This window comes from Blastococcus sp. DSM 46786 (assembly GCF_900109665.1).
Taxonomy (GTDB): domain Bacteria; phylum Actinomycetota; class Actinomycetes; order Mycobacteriales; family Geodermatophilaceae; genus Blastococcus; species Blastococcus carthaginiensis.
Genome location: NZ_FOAO01000028.1, coordinates 1 through 13,705 on the forward strand (window position 1 = coordinate 1; position 13,705 = coordinate 13,705).

13 protein-coding genes are annotated in these 13,705 nt (G+C 74.0%); 10 read left to right on the forward strand and 3 right to left on the reverse strand.

Annotated elements, in window-relative coordinates:
• The first annotated feature begins 438 nt into the window (after positions 1-438).
• From BMW62_RS20350 to BMW62_RS20385, 8 genes are all read left to right on the forward strand, one after another.
• Positions 439-1,341, forward strand: a complete 903-nt coding sequence (locus tag BMW62_RS20350) for a hypothetical protein (protein WP_091935005.1) — start codon at positions 439-441, stop codon at positions 1,339-1,341.
• A gap of 296 nt (positions 1,342-1,637) precedes the next feature.
• Positions 1,638-1,829: a hypothetical protein gene (locus BMW62_RS20355; RefSeq protein ID WP_091935008.1), complete on the forward strand. Its 192-nt coding sequence runs from the start codon at positions 1,638-1,640 to the stop codon at positions 1,827-1,829.
• On the forward strand, positions 1,826-2,938 hold the full coding sequence (locus tag BMW62_RS20360; protein ID WP_091935011.1) for a protein-glutamate methylesterase/protein-glutamine glutaminase: 1,113 nt from the start codon (positions 1,826-1,828) through the stop codon (positions 2,936-2,938). The genes BMW62_RS20355 and BMW62_RS20360 overlap by 4 nt, the downstream gene beginning before the upstream one ends.
• Positions 2,935-3,759 carry a CheR family methyltransferase gene (locus BMW62_RS20365; RefSeq protein ID WP_091935016.1) on the forward strand — a complete coding sequence of 275 codons (825 nt, stop codon included), beginning with the start codon at positions 2,935-2,937 and terminating at the stop codon, positions 3,757-3,759. Before BMW62_RS20360 ends, BMW62_RS20365 begins: the two co-directional genes overlap by 4 nt.
• 1 nt (position 3,760) lies before the next feature.
• Entirely contained in the window at positions 3,761-4,144 is a 384-nt protein-coding gene (locus BMW62_RS20370; RefSeq protein ID WP_091935019.1) for a response regulator, read from the forward strand.
• On the forward strand, positions 4,141-4,680 hold the full coding sequence (locus tag BMW62_RS20375; RefSeq protein WP_091935022.1) for a chemotaxis protein CheX: 540 nt from the start codon (positions 4,141-4,143) through the stop codon (positions 4,678-4,680). Before BMW62_RS20370 ends, BMW62_RS20375 begins: the two co-directional genes overlap by 4 nt.
• On the forward strand, positions 4,681-5,043 hold the full coding sequence (locus tag BMW62_RS20380; RefSeq protein WP_091935025.1) for a response regulator: 363 nt from the start codon (positions 4,681-4,683) through the stop codon (positions 5,041-5,043). It abuts the gene before it with no gap.
• Complete coding sequence (locus BMW62_RS20385; protein WP_091935028.1) at positions 5,040-5,534, forward strand: hypothetical protein; 495 nt, start codon at positions 5,040-5,042, stop codon at positions 5,532-5,534. The genes BMW62_RS20380 and BMW62_RS20385 overlap by 4 nt, the downstream gene beginning before the upstream one ends.
• 253 nt (positions 5,535-5,787) lie before the next feature.
• On the opposite strand, the gene BMW62_RS20390 is transcribed toward BMW62_RS20385, so the two are convergent.
• The 3 genes from BMW62_RS20390 to BMW62_RS20400 all read right to left on the reverse strand — a co-directional run bounded on the left by BMW62_RS20390 (position 5,788) and on the right by BMW62_RS20400 (position 8,084).
• Positions 5,788-6,243 carry an ATP-binding protein gene (locus BMW62_RS20390; protein WP_091935031.1) on the reverse strand — a complete coding sequence of 152 codons (456 nt, stop codon included), beginning with the start codon at positions 6,241-6,243 and terminating at the stop codon, positions 5,788-5,790.
• 129 nt (positions 6,244-6,372) lie between these two features.
• Positions 6,373-7,566 (reverse strand): ATP-binding protein, encoded by a 1,194-nt coding sequence (locus BMW62_RS20395; protein WP_091935033.1) that lies wholly within the window; start codon positions 7,564-7,566, stop codon positions 6,373-6,375.
• Positions 7,567-7,640: 74 nt separating this feature from the next.
• Entirely contained in the window at positions 7,641-8,084 is a 444-nt protein-coding gene (locus BMW62_RS20400) for a hypothetical protein (protein WP_091935036.1), read from the reverse strand.
• Between the two features lie 114 nt (positions 8,085-8,198).
• Between BMW62_RS20400 and BMW62_RS20405 the strand changes: the two genes are divergently transcribed.
• Together BMW62_RS20405 and BMW62_RS20410 are read left to right on the forward strand one after the other, a co-directional pair.
• Entirely contained in the window at positions 8,199-8,570 is a 372-nt protein-coding gene (locus BMW62_RS20405) for a phage holin family protein (RefSeq protein ID WP_091935039.1), read from the forward strand.
• Positions 8,571-8,641: 71 nt separating this feature from the next.
• Positions 8,642-13,660: an NAD-glutamate dehydrogenase gene (locus tag BMW62_RS20410; RefSeq protein WP_091935042.1), complete on the forward strand. Its 5,019-nt coding sequence runs from the start codon at positions 8,642-8,644 to the stop codon at positions 13,658-13,660.
• Positions 13,661-13,705: the final 45 nt, after the last annotated feature.

Genomic DNA, 13,705 nt, shown 5'->3' on the forward strand with positions numbered 1-13,705 from the left:
CAGGTGCCGTCCCCAGGTGGGCGGAGCGTGTCCGTCGCGCCTGCGCGGACCCTTCGGGCCCACTCGGCACGACCGGGCGAGCTGTGACGACGAGCGGCGGGGAGGACCACCTCCCCGCCGCTCGTGCGTTCCGGGCAGTTCCGCCGTCCTCACCGCGCGATCGCCGTCCTCGCGCTGCACCGCGAGGACGGTGGCTCCCCGGTGCGGATCGCGGCACCCAGCAGGCGACCGGTGACGAGGACGACGGGACGACCGAGCCAGCCAGCACCTCCGAGTAGCGATTGGTAACGCAGGGTGATCAATCGCTGACCGCGCACGGTGCGACACGCGCTGTAGGCGTACAGGCGCTCCTGCGATGGGGTGACGGGCGCATGGTGCTGCTCCGCCCGGGCAGCCAGCATGGGTCCGTCCCGTTCCCCGGAGCCCTGGAGGCGCGCCGTGCCCTACTCCCTGGTGAGTGCCGCCACCCTCGGCTTCGACCTGGTCCGCCTGCCCGCCGGCCGGCAGGTTGCCGAGGTCCTGCTCGCCGGCCTGGGGGCCGACGAGCCGGCGCTCACCCGCCTCGCCGGCGTCCACCCCGCCCGGGGGCTGGACCGCGAGCAGCGCGGCGTGCGGGCGGTCCGGTCCCGCCGGGCGCGGGAGATGGCGGCCGCCGTGCCGCACGTGCGCACCGCGGCCGACGCCACCGAGGGCGCCGGAGACCGCACCGCCCTGCTGGTCCGCCAGCTCGAACTCGGCACCATCGGCGACGCCCCGACGCTGGAGCGGCTGCTCCGCGAGGACGTCCTCGGCCACGAGCACCCGCTCGCGGGCCGGCTCGACGCCGACACCTGGGAGCACACCGCCGACGTGCTGGCCGACGCCGCCGTCGGGTTCTGGGCCGCCGGCGTGCTCCCGCCGCTGGTGCGTCGCGAGCTGACCGCGGCCTTCGACCGGGCGCTGGACGCCGGCCCGCTGGCCGGGCCCGCCGGCTGGGGGCTGGAGCACACCGAGGAGCTGACCGGCTTCCTCGCCGCCGTCCGCGACCTGGACGACGCCGGCCGGTCGCGCTGGCGGGTGGCCGTCGACGAGGGGCGTGCCGCGCACCGGCCCTGGGCCACCGCGATGCACGAGGCCTCCTGGGGCGCGCACGTCTCCGGGCGCACCCGGGCGCTGGCCGCGGCGCAGCTGCTGGCCGTCCAGGCCTTCCTCGACGGCGGCTTCGACCTGCACGACGGCGCGGCCGGCGTCTGGAACGCCGTGGCCGGGTGCGTCCAGGCGGTCGTGCTCGACGACCTGCTCGCCACCGAGAGCTCCGCCGTGCTCCGTGCGCCCGGCCGCCGGGTCGCCGCTCTCTCCTGACCGGCCTGCGGCGGCCCGCGCCGGACCCCGCCCGTCCCGGTCGGCGACCATTTCCGGGGCACTTGTCGACAATTGCCGCGGTGGTCGTCGCACGCCCCGTTGTCGACTCGAATTGACGGCGAAAAGATAGCGCCACACCTTCTGCGTGTCGGCTGTATTCGGCCCGTCCGCCGCCGAGAATCCCAGGCAGCACCAGCCCGCCCCGGCCGCGATTCCGCGCGCTCGTGCGGCGCTGGGGCGTCCCAGAAAGCGCGGCGCGCCCGCACCCGAGACAGACCTCCCGACCATTCTGCGAAATGTCGATCATGGTCACGGGGCCGGTGTTCCTGTCGCTTTCTGCCGCCGTGCCGCGGAATCCGTCGTCGATCGCCCGAGCATTCCGGGGACGGCGGGTCCGCTCCGCCGAACGGCTCAAGCCGGAGGCGGAGATGCCGATACAGACAACGAGCCCGCCGGTCGGCGCGGGCAGGGGCCAGGAGGACGTGTGAACCCGATCCGGGTGATGGTGGTCGACGACTCGGTCGTCGTCCGCAAGATCGTCACCGACGTGCTCTCCGCGGACCCGGGGATCGAGGTCGTCGGCACCGCCGTCAACGGCAAGGTGGCCCTCGGCAAGCTCGAGCAGCTCAAGCCCGACCTGGTCACGATGGACATCGAGATGCCGGAGATGAACGGCATCGAGGCGGTCCGGGCGATCCGCGGGACGCGCAGCCGCGTGCCGATCATCATGTTCAGCACGCTCACCGAGCGCGGCGCCACCGCGACCCTGGACGCGCTGTCGGCCGGGGCGAACGACTACGTCACCAAGCCGGCCAACGTCGGCAGCGTGGCGCAGTCGATGGAGAGCGTCCGTGAGCAGCTGATCCCGAAGATCAAGGCGCTCACCGGCCGTCCGGTGACGTCCGTGCGTGCGGCCGCCGCCCCGGTGGTCCCGCCGCCGCGCCCGGCCGCGCCGCGCACGGGCCCCGGCAAGAAGCCCGCCGTGCTGGTCATCGGGTCCTCCACCGGGGGGCCGGAGGCGCTCGCGCGCGTGCTGCCCGCGCTCCCGGTGAACCTCCCGGTCCCGGTGCTGCTGGCCCAGCACATGCCCCCGGTCTTCACCCGGCAGTTCGCCCAGCGGCTCGACCGGCTCTCCCCGCTGCGTGTCGTCGAGGCGGTCGACGGCACCCCGCTGGCCCCCGGCACCGTGCACCTGGCCCCCGGCGACCACCACCTGGTCGTCCGCGCCAACGGCCGCGCCGGCTTCACCACGGCGCTCAACCAGAGCCCGCCGGAGAACTTCTGCCGGCCCGCGGTCGACCCCCTCTTCCGCTCCGCGGTGGCCGCCTACGACGGCGCCGTCCTCGGGGTCGTGCTCACCGGCATGGGCGCCGACGGGCGGAACGGCTGCGGCGAGATCCGCAACGCCGGCGGCACCGTCGTCGTGCAGGACCAGGCGACCTCGGTCGTCTGGGGCATGCCCGGGGCCGTCGCCCAGGCCGGCTACGCCGACGAGGTGCTGCCGCTCGACCGGATCGCCGAGGCGATCCAGCGCCACCTCGCCGGTGCCGCACCCCTGAACACCGGAACAGCTATGGCCGTGGGAGGTCGTCGATGAGTCTGACCGCGACCAGTTTCGACTGGGTCCGTGACCTCGTCCGCAAGGAGAGCGCCATCGTCCTCCAGCCGGGCAAGGAGTACCTGGTGGAGGCCCGTCTCCTGCCGATCGCCCGGCAGATGGGGCTGACCGACGTCACCAAGTTCGTCGAGAGCGTGCGCGTCCGCCCGGACGCCGACAGCACGCGGAAGATCGTCGAGGCGCTCACCACCAACGAGACGTCGTGGTTCCGCGACGGCGACCCGTTCACCGCGCTGACCTCGACGGTGCTGCCGTCGCTGCTGGCGGCCCGCGGCGCCAACGAGCGGCTGCAGATCTGGTCGGCGGCCAGCTCCAGCGGACAGGAGCCGTACACGATCGCGATGCTCCTCGACGACGCCCTGCCCAACGCGGCCTCCCGGGTGTCGATCACCGCGACCGACCTCTCGCGCGAGATGGTGCAGCGCACCCGCGCCGGCCGGTTCAGCCAGCTCGAGGTCAACCGGGGTCTGCCGGCGCCGATGCTGGTCCGGCACTTCACCCGCGCGGGCAACGAGTGGGAGGTGTCGGCCAACCTGCGGCGCATGGTCAACGCCAGCGAGTGCAACCTGTCGGCCCCGCTGCCGCGGATGGGCCCGTTCGACGTCGTCTACCTCCGCAACGTGCTCATCTACTTCGACCTGCCGACCAAGCAGTCGATCCTCCGCCGTGTGCGGGACCTCATGCGGCCCGACGGGTGGCTGTTCCTCGGCGCCGCCGAGACCACCCTCGGCGTCGACGACTCCTGGGAGCGGGTCGTCATCGGCCGCAGCTCCGCCTACCGCCCACTGAAGGGGGCCTGACATGCGTGCCTTGGTGATCGATGACTCCCGGGCCATGCGAAGGATCGTCACCGGGATCCTGACCGGCTTCGGCTACGAGGTGCGGGACGCCGAGCACGGTCGCGCCGCGCTCGACGTGCTGGACGAGGGCTGGCTCCCCGACCTGGCCACCATCGACTGGAACATGCCGGTGATGGACGGGCTGCAGTTCGTCTCCGTCGTCCGGGCCAACCCGGCGTGGCGCGCGATGACCATGATGATGGTCACCTCGGAGAGCGAGCACACCCAGATCGTCCGCGCCCTCGCCGCCGGCGCGCACGAGTACGTGATCAAGCCGTTCACCGCCGATGCGATCCGCGACAAGCTCGCGCTGCTCGGCCTGCTCCCGCAGGAGGTTGCCCTGTGACGACGACGGACACCGGCGAGCGGCGTCGTGCCAGCGACACGCGCCCGGTCATCACCGACCTGATCGACGAGGCGACCGTCGAGTCGATCGCCGCGGAGGCGTGGGTCGCCCTCGTCGGCGAGGACGAGGTCCTCGTCCCGCTGCCGGGTGACCTGCCCGCCGACATCCTCTCCAGCTGGGTCGACGTCGTCGGCCCGTGGACCGGCAGCGTCGTCCTGACCACCGGTCGCGCCACCGCCGAGGAGCTCTCCCGGGCGCTGCTCCGGGAGCACGCTCCCGAGGTGCTCGACGACGAGGACGTCGCCGACGCCTTCGGCGAGATCGCCAACGTGGTCGGCGGCAACGTGAAGGCAGCGCTGCCGGGTCCCTCGGCGCTCAGCCTGCCGCAGGTGGGCAACGCACCGCTGGTCCGCAACCAGGCGGACGTGTGCCGCCTCGATGTGCTGTGGCGCGGCGAGCCCGTCGCCATCTCGGTGCAGGGCGCTCTCCCGCCCCTGCCCGGTTCCACCCCTACCCGCAAGAACGAGGTGTCCTGAGTGAAGATCCTGATCGCCGACGACAGCCGCGTCATGCGGCAGATCGTCATCCGCACGCTGCGCCAGGCCGGCTACGACGACCACGACATCGTCGAGGCCGAGGACGGCGCCGACGCGCTGGCCAAGGTCTCCTCCGAACAGCCCGACCTGGTCCTGTCCGACTGGAACATGCCGAACATGACCGGCATCGAGTGCCTGCAGGCGCTGCGGGCCTCCGGCTCTGCCGTGCCCTTCGGCTTCGTCACCTCCGAGGGCTCCGCGGAGATGCGGGAGAAGGCGGCCAACGCCGGCGCGCTCTTCCTCATCGCCAAGCCGTTCACCGAGGACACCTTCAAGGAGCACCTGGACGGGGTGATCGCATGACCGCCCCCACCACGGGTGTGCAGCTGCCCGCCGCCAAGGACGTCCGCGACATGCTGACCGGCCTGGTCGGCAAGCCGGTCAACGTCTCCCCCGGCGCGCCGGTGACCCCGACGCCGGAGAAGCCGGTGTCCGTCGCCGTCTACGTCGACCCGCACATGGCGGTGAACGCGCTGTGCCTCATGGACCTCGGTGCGTCGGCCTACACCGGCGGCGCGCTGGCGCTCCTGCCCCCCGGGGGGTGCCAGGACGCCGTCGAGGAGGACGGCGAGCTGTCCGGCATGCAGGTCGAGGCGCTGCACGAGGTGGTGAACGTGCTCTCCGCGCTGTTCAACACCCCGGGCGCGCCCCACTCCAAGCTGCACAAGCTGTACGCGGCCGGCGAGGACATCCCCGGTGACATCGAGGGCATGCTCGCCGCCTTCAACCGGGTGGACCTCGCCATCGAGGTGCCCACCTACGGCAAGGGAGCCATCTCCTTCGTCGTGCCGTAACACTGTCGTCCTCCGGACGACACCGCGGCCGTGTCACTGCGGTCCTCCGGACCGCACCGCGGCCAGGTGCCGTTCCCGACCGCCGCTGAGCCGCTGATTCACGCCTGCGCGGGACCCTCCGGGCCCCACTCGGCGTGAGCGCTGCGCGCGTCTCCCCGGTGCCACGCGCAGGAGATCAGTGCTCCATCACGCATCGAGACCCCCGTCGCCCTCGGGCGGCGGGGGTCTCGTGCGTGTTGCACGTGGAACCGGCCTACGCGAGCGCGGTCGCGCGGTCGTCGTCCCCGGTCGGCAGGCAGGCCCAGACGTGCTTGCGGTCCTCGTCGACGTACCAGCCGTGGGCCACCGACAGGCGGGCCACCAGCTGCAGCCCCATGCCGCCCTTCGCCGGGTCCCGGTCGACCGTGGGCGCGGGCATGGCCTGCGGGGCCCGGTCGCTCACGTCGAGCAGCCAGCCCCCGCTGCCGGCGACGACGGTGGCGACGACGGGGCGCTCGCCGTGGCGGAGGGCGTTGGAGGCGAGCTCGTCGAAGGCCAGCACGAGCTGCTCGCCCGAGGCCTCGTCGGCGGGCAGGTGCTCGACGTCGCCCACCAGCGACCGCAGAGCTGCCCGGGCGGCCGGGAGCTCCGCGAGGGACCCGAGCTGCCAGCGCCACACCTCGCCGCGCCCGTCCGGTAGCGGGCGGACCGGCCACGCGAGTCGCCCCATGCCTCCCCCTCGACTCGGGTCATCGACCGTCCCGAGGTTCCCCGGACCGTCTCGTGTCAATCCCCTGGCGCGGGTCGGCGGGAATCTGTGGGCGGTGTCACGCGCCACACGGCGCGGCCGAGCGGGTGGTCAGTCCGGGTGGCGCAGCAGGTAGCGGCCGAAGTGCGGCACCGTGAAGGCGATCTGGCCGCGCTCGGCGGAGTAGACGAGGCCCTTCTTGATCAGCGAGTCGCGTGCGGGGGAGAGGGACGCGGGCTTGCGGCCCAGCGAGACCGCGACCTCCGACGTCGCCACCGCCGCACCGCCGGACCCGCCCAGCTCGGCCATCGCGTGCATGTACTCCCGCTCGGCGGGCGTGGCCCGGTCGTAGCGCGACCCGAAGAAACCCACGGCGAGCTCGGCCTCGGCGACCGGAGTCGCCATCGCGACGTCCGCGGCGGTGATGGGGGAGGAGGCCGCGACGTCCCAGGTGACCTTGCCGTAGGCCTGCACGAAGTACGGGTAGCCGTCGGCGGCCGCGTAGAGGGCGTCGAGGGCGGCCGGCTCGAAGGTGACGTCCTCCCGCTCGGCGGGGGCGAGCAGCGCGCGATCGGCGGCCGTGCGCTCGAGCCGGTCGATGCGCAGGTAGCGGAACAGCCGCTCCGAGTAGCTCTTGGACGCCGACAGGACGGCGGGCAGGTGGGGGAGCCCGGCGCCCACGACGATGAGCGGGGCGCCCTGCTGGGAGAGCTCGTGGCAGGCGGCGCAGATCGCCGAGACGTCGTCGGCCTGGACGTCCTGCATCTCGTCGATGAACAGGGCGATCCCGCTGCCGATGTCGGCGGCCACCCCGGCGGCGTCGCTGAGCAGCTCCACCAGGTCGATCTCCATGTCGCCGGAGTCGGCGCGCCCGGTCGCGGCGGGGACGTCGATGCCCGGCTGCCAGCGGTCGCGCACCTTGGCCTCGGCCGCGTTCACCCGCTGGGCGAAGGCCTTGACCACGCCCAGCACCTCGGCGACCGATTCCTGGTCGCCGTGCCGTGGCCCCAGCTCGCGCAGCGCCATGTGCAGCGCGGAGGAGATCGGCCGGCGCAGCGACTGCTCGGGCCGGGCCTCGATCTTGCCGGTGCCCCAGCCCCGCGAGATGGCGGCCGAGCGCAGCTGGTTGAGCAGCACGGTCTTGCCGACGCCGCGCAGCCCGGTGAGCACCAGGGACCGCTCCGGGCGGCCGCGGGCGATCCGCTCGAGGACGACGTCGAACGCCTGCAGCTCGTCGTCACGGCCGGCCAGCTCGGGCGGGCGCTGGCCGGCGCCCGGGGCGTAGGGGTTCCGCACGGGATCCATGCCTCGCACCGTATGGGCATGTCTAGCGCGCGCCGTAGACATCCGTAGAACTCCCGATGGCGTGTCGCGCGGGGTCAGAGGTGCGCGTGCGGCCGGCCGGTCAGCCACGCGTGCACCTCGGCGGCCTGCCGATCGAGCGTCCCCTGGAACGGTCCGAGGAACGGTGCTTCCGTCACGTCCAACCGGTGGCGCTCGCCGTCGGCCAGCCGGATCCACACCGCCCATCCACGGCCGCGGACCCGGTCGACCTCCACACCGTCGATCTCGTCCCGGGTGAAGGTCCGGGTCGACCGGACGTTGCGCACCGTGAGCCGCCCGTCGGCCGTGCCGATGGCGCTGGAGAGGAACAGCCGGACGACGACCGCGCCGGCGAGGACCGCGATGAGCAGCCCCGGCACGAAGGCTCCGTCGGACTCCCCGGAGAAGGACACCGCCACCCAGACGAGGAGGAGGACGGGCCCGAGCACGCGGGCCCAGCCCGGCGGGCGGATGTCCAGCGGCTCCCCGACCCTCGTCACGACGGCAGTCTGCGACCATCGACCGCCGTCTGCCAATCTCTAGCCCCGCCGCTAGACGACGGCAGACGCCGTGAGATCCCACGATCGGCCCGGCGTCGCCGCTAGCGTCGGGACGTGATCAAGTTCCTGCTCAAGGTCGTCGTCTTCGCGGCGGCCTTCTACGGGCTGACCTACTTCGACGTGCTCCCGGGCCTGGAGGTGCTGCCCAACCCCGACGGGCCGCTGGGGGAGTACGGCAGCTACCTGTGGATCGGGCTGATCTTCGGCGTCGTCAACGCCCTGGTCGGACCGGTCCTGCGGCTGCTGTCCCTCCCGTTCGTGCTGCTCACCCTCGGGCTCTTCCTGCTCGTGATCAACGCGGCGCTCCTCGGGCTCACGGCGGCGATCACCGACCGGCTCACCATCGACGGGTTCGGGACCGCCGTGATCGGCGGGCTCATCCTCGCCGTCGTCGGCTGGGCCGCCGACCAGCTCCTCGACCGCTGAACCCACCGCACGGCGGCGCGCTCACCGCGTCGCCGTGACGGCGGTCTCACGGGGCAGTAGCGTGGCCTGACATGGCCAGTGACACCGGCGTCGCCCCGGAGACCCCGGTGCGCGACCGGGACGGCGGTCCCTCGAGCGGCTCCCTCACCGAGCTCGCCGCCCTCGAGGCCGGCCGCGACGAGAAGAAGCAGCTGCTGCGGAAGGCGGCCGGTCTGGCCGTCGCCGAGGCCGAGCGCGGGGGGTCGGGGCTCCCACCGGGGTGCACCCCCGACACCCTCCCGGCTTTCTTCCTGCGCTACTACTGGAGCGAACCCGCCGAGGAGGTGCTCGGCACCACCCCCGCCGACCTCGCCGCGCTCGCCCTGGGGCACCTCTCCCTCGCGCAGGTGCGGCCGCCCGGCGCCGCAGCCGTCGACGTCCAGCGCGTCCCGCGAGGGCACCGGACCGGCCGGGCGGTGATCCGGCTGGTCACCGACGACATGCCGTACCTGGTCGACTCGGTCACCGCCGAGGTCGTCCGGCAGGGGTTCCGGCTCGAGCACGTCGTCCACCCGCTGCTGGTCGTCCGCCGCGATCTCCGCGGCGCGATCACCGGGCTGTGCGACAGCCTGGACGTCGCTGCCTGCGGGGAGGGCGCCGTCGCCGAATCGTGGATGGCCGTCGTGCTCGACGGACCGCTGGACGGCGAGGCGGCTGCCGACCTGGTGACCGGCCTGCGCACCGTCCTCGACGACGTGCGCGCCGTCCACGAGGACGGCGACCGGATGCGCGCCCGCATGGTCGACCTCGCCGCCGAACTCGACGAGCTCGCCGGCCGGGACGGGGCCCCGCCCGACCCGGCCGACGACCCGGCCGACGACCCGGCCGAGGCCGCCGCCCTGCTGCGCTGGCTGGCCGACGGCAACTTCGTGCTCCTCGGCGCCCGCGACGTCGAGATCGCCCCGGACCGGGAGGTGACCGTCGCCCGTCCGGTGCCCGGGACGGGCCTCGGGGTGCTCCGCAGCGACACCGACATCGCCCGCTCGGCGACCGCTCCGCCCGAGGCCGCGGGGGTCACCGGGCGCCACCGGCTCACCGTCACGAAGGCCGACACCCGTTCGTCGGTGCACCGCCGGGCATGGCTGGACCTGGTGGCCGTCACGCTGCCGCACGGCGCCGGCGTGACCCGGCGGCGCCGGTTCGTCGGGCTGTTCCCGACCACCGCCTACGGCACGAGCGTGCTCGACGTCCCGCTCGTGCGCCGCCGCGTCGTCGAGGTGGTCCGCCGCTCCGGCGTCCCCGCCGACAGCCACACCGGCAAGCAGCTGCTCGACGTCCTGGAGACCTATCCCCGCGACGAGCTGATGCAGGTCGGGGCCGACGAGCTGCTGCCGGTGGCGATGGCGGTGCTGCACCTGCAGGAGCGACGGCAGACCCGGCTGTTCCTGCGGCAGGACCCCACCGGCCGGTTCTGGTCGGCGCTGGTCTACCTGCCGCGCGACCGCTACACCACCGAGGTCCGCACTCGCATGCAGCAGCTGCTCCTCAAGCGGCTCGGCGGCACGAGCATCGAGTTCACCGCGCGCTCGACGGAGTCGGTGCTGGCCCGGCTGCACTTCGTGGTCCGGCTGCCGGTGAGCCGGCAGGGTGCGACGCCGCTGCTGGACGTCGACGTCGAGGCGCTGCAGGCCGAGCTCGCCGCCGCGGCCCGCAGCTGGACCGACGAGCTCTCCGACGCGCTCGCCGCCCGCTTCGGCGCGGACGCCGAGAAGGTGTTCGCCCGGATCGCCGACGCCTTCCCCGCCGCCTACCAGGAGGACTTCACCGCCCAGCGCGCCGTGGAGGACCTGGTCCGCCTGGACGGGCTGGCGTCCGGCGACCTGGCGCTGCGGCTGTGGACGCCCACGGGTGCGGCGCCGGGGGAGCGCCGGCTCACCGTGTACCGGGTCGGCGAGCGGCTGCTGCTCTCGCAGATCCTGCCGATGCTGCAGAACATGGGCGTCGACGTCGTCGACGAGCGCCCGTACGAGATCGACCGCATCGGGGCGCCGCCCACCTGGATCTACGACTTCGGCGTCGCCGTCCCGCCGGTCGAGCTCCCGCTGCTGCGCTCGCTGCCGGAGCGGTTCACCGAGGCCGTGAGCGCGGTGTGGCGGGGCGAGGCCGAGGACGACGGCCTGGGTGCGCTGGTCATGCTCGCCGGGCTCAACTGGCGCCAGGTCACCGTCGTGCGCGCCTACGTGCAGTGGTTGCGCCAGGCCGGGCTGCCGTTCAGCCAGGCCTACGTCGAGCAGACCCTGGCCGCCCACCCCGGCGTGGTGGCGCGGCTGGTCGCGCTGTTCGAGACCCGCTTCTCGCCGGGCCGGGTCACCGGGCGGGACGCCCGGCAGGCCGACCTGGTCGCGGCGCTGGAGCGCTCGATCGGCGAGGTCGCCTCCCTCGACGCCGACCGCGTCCTGAGCTCCCTGCTGGCCGCGGTCACCGCCACCCAGCGGACGACGTACTACGCCTCGACGCCGGAGCGGCCCACCCCGCTGGCGCTCAAGATCGCCCCGGCCGACGTGCCCGACCTGCCCGAGCCGCGCCCGGCGCACGAGGTGTGGGTCAGCTCGCCCCGGGTGATGGGTGTGCACCTGCGGTTCGGCAAGGTGGCGCGCGGCGGGCTGCGCTGGTCCGACCGCCGGGAGGACCTGCGCACCGAGGTGCTGGGCCTGGTGAAGGCGCAGATGGTCAAGAACACCGTCATCGTCCCCACCGGCGCCAAGGGCGGCTTCGTCGTGAAGCGCCCGCCGGCGGACGCCGCCTCCCGCGAGGAGGTGCTCGCCGAGGGGCAGGCCTGCTACCGGCTGTTCGTCGGCGCGCTGCTGTCGCTCACCGACAACCTCGTCGAGGGCAGCGTGGTCCCGCCGCCGAAGGTGGTGCGGCACGACGGCGACGACAGCTACCTGGTCGTCGCCGCCGACAAGGGGACGGCGACCTTCTCCGACCTGGCCAACTCGGTAGCGCTCGAGCGTGGGTACTGGCTGGGCGACGCGTTCGCCTCGGGCGGCTCGGTGGGCTACGACCACAAGGCGATGGGCATCACCGCCCGCGGCGCCTGGGAGTCGGTGACCCGCTACTTCCGCGAACTCGACCTCGACGTCCAGCGCGACGATTTCACCGTCGTCGGCGTCGGGGACATGTCCGGTGACGTCTTCGGCAACGGCATGCTGCTCAGCGAGCACATCCGGCTGGTGGCCGCGTTCGACCACCGGCACGTGTTCGTCGACCCCACCCCCGACGCCGCGACGTCGTTCGCCGAGCGCCGGCGGCTGTTCGAGCTGCCCCGCTCCTCGTGGGCCGACTACGACGCGTCGCTGATCAGCGAGGGCGGCGGCGTCTGGCCGCGGACGGCCAAGACCGTGCCGGTGTCGGAGCAGGTGCGGGCCGCCCTCGGGCTGCCCGCAGGGGTCACGACGCTGAGCCCGGTGGAGCTGATCCGCGCCGTGCTGCTCGCGCCGGTCGACCTGCTGTTCAACGGCGGTATCGGCACCTACGTCAAGGCCGCCGGCGAGAGCCACCTGGAGGTCGGCGACAAGGCCAACGACGCCGTGCGGGTCGACGGCCGGCAGCTGCGGGCGCGGGTCGTGGGCGAGGGCGGCAACCTCGGCCTGACCCAGCGCGGCCGGGTCGAGTACGCGCTGGCCGGTGGGCGGGTGAACACCGACGCCATCGACAACTCGGCGGGCGTGGACACCTCCGACCACGAGGTCAACATCAAGATCGCGCTGAACCGCGTGGTCGACGAGGGGCGGATCGACGCGGAGGGGCGCGCGGCGCTGCTCGGCGAGATGGCCGACGACGTCGCCGCCGCCGTCCTGACCCACAACCACGCGCAGAACGCGACCCTCGCCGGTGAGGCCGCAGCGGCGCGCAGCCTGATGGATTCCCACGAGCGGTTCATCCGGTCGCTGGAGCGCTCAGGGCGGCTCAACCGCGCGGTCGAGGCGCTGCCCGACGACCGCGCGCTCACCGAGCGGCGCCGCGACGGGCACGCGCTGACCAGCCCGGAGCTGTCGGTGCTGCTGGCCTACGCCAAGCTGCAGACCGGTGACGCGGTGCTGGCCTCCCCGCTGCCGGACGACCCGGCGCTGGAGGAGCTGCTGGTCGACTACTTCCCCGGCCCGTTGCGCAGCCGGTTCCCCGCGGCGGTCACCAGCCACCCGCTGCGCCGCGAGATCATCGGGACGGTGCTGACCAACCGCGCGGTCGACATCGCCGGCGTCACCGGGCTGTTCCGGCTCGGGGAAGAGACCGGGGTGCCGCTGCCGTCGGTCGTCCGGGCGCACGCGGTGGCCCGGGCGGTGTTCGGCGTCGACCGGATGTGGGACGCCGTCCGCCCGCTGGACAACCAGGTGTCGGCCGCCGTGCAGGCCGAGGCGCGCACGGAGGCCACGCGGCTGGCCGAGCGGGCGGCGCGCTGGCTGCTGCGCCAGCCCGACCTCACCGCCGAGAACCCGCCTCCGCTGGCGGAGGTGGTCGACCGGTTCGCGCCCGCCGTCACGGCGGTGGAGGCAGGGGTCCCGGGCTGGCTGCTCGGTGGCGAGGCGGAAGCCTTCGCCTCGCGGGCCGCCCGGCTGCAGGAGGCCGGCCTGCCCGCGGAGCTGGCCGCCCGCGTGGCGTCGGCGCCGTTGCTGCCGGCCGCGCTGGACCTGGCGGTGGTCGCCGAGCGGACCGGGGCGCCGGTGACCCTGGCCGGCCGGGTCATGCAGGGGCTGGCCGAGCGGCTGGGGCTGGTGGCCCTGCGCGAGCAGGTGATCGCGCTGCCCCGCGACCGGCGCTGGCCCTCCATGGCCCGGGCCTCGCTGCGCGACGACCTCGCCATGGAGCAGTCCTCGCTGACCGAGGACGTGCTGACCCTGCGCACCGGGGACGCCGAGGAGCCCGACGAGCTGGTCGGCCGGTGGGCGGAGGGCTGGGACGCCGCGCAACGCCGGGCGGCCGCCCAGCTGGCCGACATCACCGCTGGCGAACGCCACGAGCTCGCCGAGCTGCTGGTCGCCGTCCGGACCCTCCGGGGGCTGCGCAAGCGCCGCCAGGCCCGGCGCCTCCCGCGGCCCGAGGGGACCTGACCGGGGCCGCTCTCGTGGCGTCTCGGGCCGTCTGGCCGAGGTCCT

Bases quoted from the DNA above. Each gene is read 5' to 3' on its own strand.
- BMW62_RS20355 (WP_091935008.1), top strand. From the start codon at position 1,638: ATGTCGATCATGGTCACGGGGCCGGTGTTCCTGTCGCTTTCTGCCGCC.
- BMW62_RS20365 (WP_091935016.1), top strand. From the start codon at position 2,935: ATGAGTCTGACCGCGACCAGTTTCGACTGGGTCCGTGACCTCGTCCGC.
- BMW62_RS20370 (WP_091935019.1), top strand. From the start codon at position 3,761: ATGCGTGCCTTGGTGATCGATGACTCCCGGGCCATGCGAAGGATCGTC.
- BMW62_RS20385 (WP_091935028.1), top strand. From the start codon at position 5,040: ATGACCGCCCCCACCACGGGTGTGCAGCTGCCCGCCGCCAAGGACGTC.
- BMW62_RS20390 (WP_091935031.1), bottom strand. From the start codon at position 6,243: ATGGGGCGACTCGCGTGGCCGGTCCGCCCGCTACCGGACGGGCGCGGC.
- BMW62_RS20395 (WP_091935033.1), bottom strand. From the start codon at position 7,566: ATGGATCCCGTGCGGAACCCCTACGCCCCGGGCGCCGGCCAGCGCCCG.
- BMW62_RS20410 (WP_091935042.1), top strand. From the start codon at position 8,642: ATGGCCAGTGACACCGGCGTCGCCCCGGAGACCCCGGTGCGCGACCGG.